This window comes from Staphylococcus sp. HMSC62A08 (assembly GCF_001839105.1).
Classification (GTDB): domain Bacteria; phylum Bacillota; class Bacilli; order Staphylococcales; family Staphylococcaceae; genus Staphylococcus; species Staphylococcus caprae.
Genome location: NZ_KV840039.1, coordinates 524,697 through 532,277, shown reverse-complemented (window position 1 = coordinate 532,277; position 7,581 = coordinate 524,697). Strand labels below are relative to the sequence as shown.

Annotated in this window: 7 protein-coding genes; 4 read left to right on the top strand and 3 right to left on the bottom strand. The window is 34.7% G+C overall.

Annotation, left to right across the window (positions count from 1 at the left end):
* From HMPREF3264_RS12970 to menB, 3 genes are all read left to right on the top strand, one after another.
* A partial coding sequence (locus HMPREF3264_RS12970) for a thiamine pyrophosphate-dependent enzyme (RefSeq protein ID WP_256323971.1) occupies window positions 1–522 on the top strand: 522 nt, incomplete at its 5' end.
* Entirely contained in the window at window positions 509–1,312 is an 804-nt protein-coding gene (gene menH, locus HMPREF3264_RS08440; RefSeq protein WP_070872966.1) for a 2-succinyl-6-hydroxy-2,4-cyclohexadiene-1-carboxylate synthase, read from the top strand. The genes HMPREF3264_RS12970 and menH, both read left to right, overlap by 14 nt.
* Window positions 1,305–2,123 carry a 1,4-dihydroxy-2-naphthoyl-CoA synthase gene (gene menB, locus HMPREF3264_RS08435; protein ID WP_002442063.1) on the top strand — a complete coding sequence of 273 codons (819 nt, stop codon included), beginning with the start codon at window positions 1,305–1,307 and terminating at the stop codon, window positions 2,121–2,123. Before menH ends, menB begins: the two co-directional genes overlap by 8 nt.
* Before the next feature lie 105 nt (window positions 2,124–2,228).
* Here menB and HMPREF3264_RS08430 read toward each other — a convergent pair whose 3' ends face one another.
* Window positions 2,229–3,401 carry an aminotransferase class I/II-fold pyridoxal phosphate-dependent enzyme gene (locus HMPREF3264_RS08430; protein ID WP_070872964.1) on the bottom strand — a complete coding sequence of 391 codons (1,173 nt, stop codon included), beginning with the start codon at window positions 3,399–3,401 and terminating at the stop codon, window positions 2,229–2,231.
* 139 nt (window positions 3,402–3,540) lie between these two features.
* Window positions 3,541–4,548 carry an acyltransferase family protein gene (locus HMPREF3264_RS08425; protein WP_070872962.1) on the bottom strand — a complete coding sequence of 336 codons (1,008 nt, stop codon included), beginning with the start codon at window positions 4,546–4,548 and terminating at the stop codon, window positions 3,541–3,543.
* A gap of 155 nt (window positions 4,549–4,703) precedes the next feature.
* Between HMPREF3264_RS08425 and HMPREF3264_RS08420 the strand changes: the two genes are divergently transcribed.
* A complete protein-coding gene (locus HMPREF3264_RS08420; protein WP_002442071.1) occupies window positions 4,704–5,123 on the top strand; it encodes a MarR family transcriptional regulator in 420 nt (139 codons plus the stop codon).
* 462 nt (window positions 5,124–5,585) lie between these two features.
* On the opposite strand, the gene HMPREF3264_RS08415 is transcribed toward HMPREF3264_RS08420, so the two are convergent.
* Window positions 5,586–7,581: N-acetylglucosaminidase (locus tag HMPREF3264_RS08415; protein ID WP_176746829.1), on the bottom strand; the 1,996-nt coding region annotated here is incomplete at its 5' end.

The window sequence follows — 7,581 nt, the reverse complement described above, 5'->3', positions numbered from 1 at the left end:
CTTTTTGTAGGTAACAGCATGCCAATTCGAGACGTTGATAATTTAATGTTTGAAACTGAAGCCGAAGTTTATGCCAATCGTGGCGCTAATGGTATCGATGGCGTCGTATCTACTGCTATTGGAATGGCAGCACATAAAAAAGTAACGTTATTAATCGGTGATTTATCGTTTTATCATGATATGAATGGCTTATTAATGGCGAAATTAAATGACATCAACATTAATATTGTTTTAGTGAACAATGATGGTGGAGGTATCTTCTCTTATCTTCCTCAAAAAGATTCGGCCAGTGACTATTTCGAACGTTTATTTGGCACGCCAACTGGTTTAGATTTCGAACATGCGGCGTTACTTTATGATTTTACTTTTGAACGTTTTGAAAGCTTAAATGACTTTAAATATGCGGAATTATCTTCTATGGATTCGCATATTTATGAGGTTTTAACTAGTCGAGAAGATAATATGCAACAACATCAAATTTTATATAAGAAATTGAGTGATATCGTTAATGTTACACTTTAAATTTTTTGAATCTGAAAATGATAGCAAGCAATTGCTTGTTATGTTACATGGTTTTATTAGTGATTCAACAACGTACGATAGTCGTGTGGCGTATTTGTGTCAACATGTGAATGTATTAACGATTGATTTACCTGGACATGGTCAAGATACTTCAGACATGCAAGATACTTGGGATTTCCCGTATATTGCTCGTGCACTTGATGAGGTATTGTCGCAATTTGACACGTATGACGTGTACCTACTCGGCTATTCTATGGGCGGCCGCGTAGCGCTATACTATGCTTTATATGGCAGTGTAGCACTACGTGGGTTGCTCTTAGAAAGTACTTCAGCGGGGATTCAAGATGAGGCGGATAAAGTGGAACGTGTTCAAGTGGATGCGGCTCGTGCGAAGGTGCTTGAGATTGCTGGGTTGGAGATATTTGTGAATGATTGGGAGAAGTTGCCGCTTTTCCGGTCGCAGTATGAGCTTGATGCTGAGGTGCGGAAAGCCATACGGGCGAATCGAATGAGCCAGAACCCTGTGAGGTTGGCTAAAGCGCTACGTGATTATGGTACGGGCAATATGCCGAATCTTTGGCCTCAAATTTCATCGATAGCTGTTCGCACGTTCATTTTAACGGGTGAAAAGGATGAAAAATTTGTTCGTATTGGCCAAAAATTAACTGAAGCGATACCTCATAGTCGTACGGTAAACATTTCGAATGTTGGGCATACAATTCATGTGGAAGATAGTACGGAATTTGATACAATGGTAGTAGGTTTTTTAAAGGAGGAGCAAAATGACTAGACAGTGGGAAACACTTAGAGAATATGATGAAATTAAATATGAATTTTTCGAAGGAATTGCAAAAGTAACGATTAATCGTCCAGAAGTACGTAATGCGTTTACACCTAAAACAGTAGCTGAAATGATTGACGCATTCTCACGTGCACGTGATGATCAAAATATATCAGTCATTATCTTAACTGGTGAAGGCGATAAAGCTTTCTGTTCAGGTGGAGATCAAAAGAAACGTGGACATGGTGGTTATGTAGGCGAAGATGAGATTCCTCGTTTAAATGTATTAGATTTACAACGCTTAATTCGTGTCATTCCTAAACCAGTTATCGCAATGGTTAGAGGCTATGCGATTGGTGGCGGTAACGTATTAAACGTTGTATGTGATTTAACTATTGCTGCTGATAATGCAATCTTTGGTCAAACAGGACCTAAAGTAGGTTCATTTGATGCAGGTTACGGTTCAGGTTATTTAGCTCGTATCGTGGGTCATAAAAAAGCGAGAGAAATTTGGTACTTATGTCGCCAATACAATGCTCAAGAAGCTTTAGATATGGGACTCGTTAACACAGTCGTACCTTTAGATAAAGTTGAAGATGAAACAGTTCAATGGTGTAAAGAAATGATGAAACATTCTCCAACTGCACTTCGTTTCTTAAAAGCAGCGATGAACGCAGATACTGATGGTTTAGCTGGCTTACAACAAATGGCTGGGGACGCGACATTACTTTACTATACAACTGATGAAGCGAAAGAGGGTCGTGACGCTTTCAAAGAGAAACGTGATCCTGATTTCGACCAATTCCCTAAATTCCCATAAGCGTTTAGTGAATATATAAATAAATCCACTTGATTGATAAGATGATGTCAATCGAGTGGATTTTTTGTTTATTGATGATTTTTAGATGAAAAGAAGAGCGAGATGCTATGACATTTTATCAGGATAATTCTCTTGTAAATATTTTTCTAAACGGCGCATGCCTTCTTTAAGCATTTCCATTTCATAGGCATATGAGATACGAATATAACCTTTACCTATATTTGTGAATGAAGATCCAGGAACGATGGCAACATGTGCTTGTTCTAAAACATCTACACAAAAATCAAAGTCATTATCGGTGAATTTTTTAATACTAGGAAAAATGTAGAATGCGCCTTCTGGTTGAGCAGTTAAGTCAAATCCGAGTGATTCTAGTTTATCTTTTAAGTAATCGCGACGTTTAATGTAGGCTTCATTCATATATTGAGGTGCTTCTAATCCTTCATTTAAAGCAGCGATACAGGCAATTTGAGCTGGAACATTGGCACAAATGCAATTGTAGGCATGCATAAATGTTAATTTTTCAATTAAGTATTCTGGACCGATTAAAAATCCTATGCGAATACCAGTTGCAGAATGTGACTTACTTAAACCACCAATAAGCAATAATTGGTCTCGAATTTCTTCAAATTCTGCAAATGACGTATGATTGCCTTTGAACGTATTTTCAGCATAAATTTCATCACTAATAATAAATAGTTCTTTATCGACGAGTGTTTCTACGATAGCTTTAACCTCTGAGCGCTCTAGAATAACGCCTGTAGGGTTAGTAGGATAGTTGAGTAATATAGCTTTCGTTTTACGCGTCATATGGCTCTTAATAAGCTCTGGAGTCACTTTGAACTCAGATTGCGTTGTATCCATATAAATAGGAGATCCGCCTAATGTTTCGATAAGCGGAATGTAGCCTGCATAAATGGGACCTGGGATTAAAATTTCGTCTCCTGGTTCGATGATACTTCGAAGAGAGGTGTCTAATGCTTCGCTTGCACCATTTGTGACAATAATTTCCTCTTCGCTATAGGTAAATCCATATTTTTGATTAAAGTAGTGGCTGATTGCTTGTCTTGTTTCTGGTAGCCCTTTATTGTGTGAATAACTTGTTTTATCTTCTTTTATCGCATTGATATATGCCTCTTTAACCACGTCTGGCATGGGGAAGTCTGGTTGGCCAATGGTTAAGTTTACGCAATCATCGATGTGTTTAATTCGATTTGAAAATTGACGTATGCTTGGCGCTCTTAAAAACTTTGAATTTGTATTTAATGATAGCTTCATTTTCCGAAAACACCTCTAAAAAAATACCAAAATGTAGTATTTGAATTGTTAAAATAGTCTCATAATTCTTTCAAATTATTACTATCATAACATATTTATAGCACTACATTCTGGTATGAAATACATTAATATTTAATTGTTAATCTCTAAATTCTGAAGGTCTGCGTAGGTTAATCACAGGATTCGTCCATTTGCAAACAAATCTTGATGATAAAATGAGAACAATAATGCCTGAACTTATCAATAAGAATAAATAAGTTAATATTGAAACGTTGTCTTTGAATGGATATATTTCAAAACCTCTTAAGACACCAATAACAATGCCGTGAAGTAAGTAGACAAACATTGTTCGACGTCCAATATAGGTATAGAAACGCTTCTTCTGGGATGTCAGATTAAGGAATGCACCCATTGTTACTAGAATAATGATATATAAGAGTAATCGTTTGAATGGGCTATATACGTCTTCACCGTTACTTTCTAACGATGTATAAGGAGAACTACCTAATAGCCAATCACCGTTGATAGGGTGGATAACATAACCTATAAAGAAGGCTACTAGAGTAATGATTGATATGGGTACCCACTTTTTATTACGTAGTTTCATAGTGTGTTCCTTAGTGACTAAATGACCTATATAAAAAATAGGAAAGAATACAATGGTTCTTGAAATACTCATATAACTATCTATATTCCCTGAAAATCCTGCTAACACAGATACCAATATTGCTACAGATAACACGATATAAGGATTGTATCTACGAACAATAACTAGTACGACGTGGAAGAAGAATAGTGTAAGTAAGAACCATAATGCAAAGACAGGGTTAAATGGATCTAATTGAATTGCATCTTCTTTGCCCGTTAAATAATAATATATCGAAAAGAATGCGAAAAAAATGACATATGGTACAAGTAATTTCTTCGCAATTTTTTCAAGGTAATGTGGCTTATCTAAATTTTTAGCAAAATAGCCTGAAATAAATAGAAATGTCGGCATATGAAAACTATAAATAAGCAAATATAGAGCTGATAAATATTTATCTTCGGTAGTATAAGGTTGTAAAAGATGACCGAAGACAACTAAAAATATGAGTACTGCACGGGCATTATCGAAAAAATAATCCCTATCCTTGATGGCTGTCATAAAGCGTCTCCTTTTTCTCTCTGTTTAGACTTCTTCTAATTTAGTATACTTGTAGGTAATTATGCAACGAATTTGTGCAAAGTGTATAATAGTATTGTATATTTTATAAATAAAGCATATAATATTAACAACTTAATATAGTGGAGTAGAACAACATGTATAAACAACTTGAAAAACTTATAACACTTACAAATAATGATTTAAATTTAGTAAACAGACGTTTCGGACAGCGCACAGATATTACTTCTGAGCAATTAGAATTATTACGTATTTTATATAATTACGATCGTTTATCACAATATGATTTAACGATGAAAATAAGCCGAGAACAATCAATCGTATCTCGATGGATTAAGAAACTAGTATTAAAAGGATATATTACGAGTCAACAATCTCATGAAGATTTACGATGTAAGGAATTAATTTTAACTGATGAGGCTCGCTCACTTATTCAACAAATTAACACTGCAAGATGTGAATTGATTGAAGCAAGATGCCAGTGTTTATCGCCTGAGGAAATTGAAAGCCTAAATCAGCTATTAAATAAATTGAATAGTAGACATATTTACATTTAATGCACGCTTTATTTTAATTTTTGTTTTAGGGTGCAATATACATCTAATTAAATATTTGACTAAAAAGGTAAGTAACTTTGAAGTAATGCTTTATTACTCTTCAAAGTTGCTTATTTTTTATTGGAGAAAAGAATGGGAGGGGGAGGTTGATTTTGAAATAGAGTTGCTTTGTTAATGCTCTCCAATGTTTAATGTGAGAGATTTAATTTGGAATTTATTAGAGTAATTATGCCGGTTAACTCGTTGATATATAATGAAGGGAGTGGGACAGAAATATAATTTAGCAAAATTATATTTCTGTCCCTCAACTTGAAGAAATTCTCTATGTTGGGGCCCCGCCGGCAAGGATGGCTAGGATTAAAAGAAGATTGATATAAGCGCACTTTCAATTCAGACATCTACTGCCAATATGTTAAAGAAGCTGAGACAATTAATTATGTCCCAGCCGCTTAACATTAATAATTATTTATATTTTGGAATTTCGTAGTATTTACCAACTTCACCAATTTTATCGTAAAAGCCTTTAATAGTTTGAGCATTTACAGTTGCCCAGTGAATATCTGTAGCATATTGATGAGTACCTGGATTTGATGGGTTCCAACGCATTTTATAAAGCGTATTTTGTCCTGCTTTAATATAAGATTGACCGATAAATTTAGCTCCACCAATAATTGCCTTAGATACTGAATCCCATCCAGCGTTTTTGGCATATTTGATGCCTTCAATTAATGGGCTACTGTCATAAGCGCCTATACCAAAGACATTATGATATTTCGTTTTTGTTTTATCAGAGAATTTACCATTTACAATGTCTCCACCTTTAGCTAATTGTGAAGTACCGTTTCCAGTTTCGACTAAAGCATGTGCGACTAAGTAAATTTCATTGATACCATACTTTTTAGCTGCTTCACTAAATGCTGCACCTTGTCCTTCTAATACGCCTTGTCCTTTTAATAATTCATTAAGCGCTGCTACAGATAAAGATTGAGGCTGATCTAAGCGTAAGAATTGATATCTAGCACCTGAATCTTTAGTTAACTTGTTAGGGTCCATAGCGTCTTTGATTTCATTATAATTAGCATTTGTCCATTGGCCTGGAACCTTTTGAATTTGTGGAGTATCATAAAGGTCATTTTGTATCTCTGCAGCATGAGCTAAAGTATATCCAGTATTAACATATTTTACAGATTCTTTAGCGACGTCTGTTGATTTAATCCATACATATTTACCATTTGTTAATTTTCCATAATACCAAGTTACACCATTGATATATTTTTGTTTAGAAACTACAAATGTCTTGTCGTAATAAGGTTTCAATGAGTAACGTGCATTCTTACCAAGATCTTCATAGTAATAGCTATTACTGTTGCTGATTACAAATGTGTAATTATAAGGACGAGCTTGTACATCTTTATTACTTTGGATAAGATCTTTTGCTGCAATCCATCCAGTACGATTGTTTACAGTTCCATATAAATACAAGTCTTTTCCAACATAAAGTGATTTTGAAGCATTAAATGTTTTACTAGCAATTGTATTTGATGGAAGTAATTGTTGATTTTTAGTACCCCAAGCAATAGAGTATAACCCATTATTTGTTTGGCTAACTTTGTATTGGCCAGTAGCTTTAGTTTGGTTACCAATATTTTGACTTGTTACATCTTTAACATTTACCCAGCCTAATGGCGTGTTTCGAGTACTATCTTGAAGTAAGACATATGTGTTATTACCTTCAGTACGTTGTTTCGTAATGATGTAAGTACGGTTACCATATTTTGCACCACTTTTAGCTTTTTTATCAAATACAGAAGCTCTGATACCTGAATTGTTAGCTTTAACTTGCGCGATTTTATTTATCGTTTGAGTCGAGTTAGTGTTAGACGCTTTAGCAGATGTTTGCGTTGTAGCAGCTCTATCTGCTGTTGTAGCTTTACTATTCGTACTTACGACTTTAGTAGAAGTCTTTGGTTTAGATACTGCTACTTTAGATTGCGTAGGAGTAGTTAGATAGTATTTGCTAACCCAACCAGATTTACCATTTACTGTACCATATAAATAAGTAGCTTTATCGATCTGTTGTTGTTTTGTAGCTTTAAATGTTTGGTTTCCAGAACCTGAGACAGTGCTAGCAACTTGGTTAAATGTACCCCAAGGCACTGTATATAATTTAACACCAGGTTTAATACTGTAATTTTGATTAACTTTGACAGGTGATTTAGCAGTGTTGTAAACAACATCGTCTTGTTTTACCCAACCATATTTTTTACCAGTATTATAATCTTCTACAAGGTAGAATTTATCATTTCCTAAAGTAGCTGACTTTGTAACTGATAATGTACGTTGAACTTGATCAGTAGTTTTACCTTTTTTATCGTAAACAGTTGTGTAAACACCATTATTTTTAGCTTTAATTTGAGCAACACCACTGTTAGCAGAAACAGTTAATTTATTGTTGTTT

What these genes read in the sequence shown, in the direction of transcription:
- menB (WP_002442063.1), top strand. Translation starts at nt 1,305, where the DNA reads ATGACTAGACAGTGGGAAACACTTAGAGAATATGATGAAATTAAATAT.
- menH (WP_070872966.1), top strand. Translation starts at nt 509, where the DNA reads ATGTTACACTTTAAATTTTTTGAATCTGAAAATGATAGCAAGCAATTG.
- HMPREF3264_RS08430 (WP_070872964.1), bottom strand. Translation starts at nt 3,401, where the DNA reads ATGAAGCTATCATTAAATACAAATTCAAAGTTTTTAAGAGCGCCAAGC.
- HMPREF3264_RS08420 (WP_002442071.1), top strand. Translation starts at nt 4,704, where the DNA reads ATGTATAAACAACTTGAAAAACTTATAACACTTACAAATAATGATTTA.
- HMPREF3264_RS08425 (WP_070872962.1), bottom strand. Translation starts at nt 4,548, where the DNA reads ATGACAGCCATCAAGGATAGGGATTATTTTTTCGATAATGCCCGTGCA.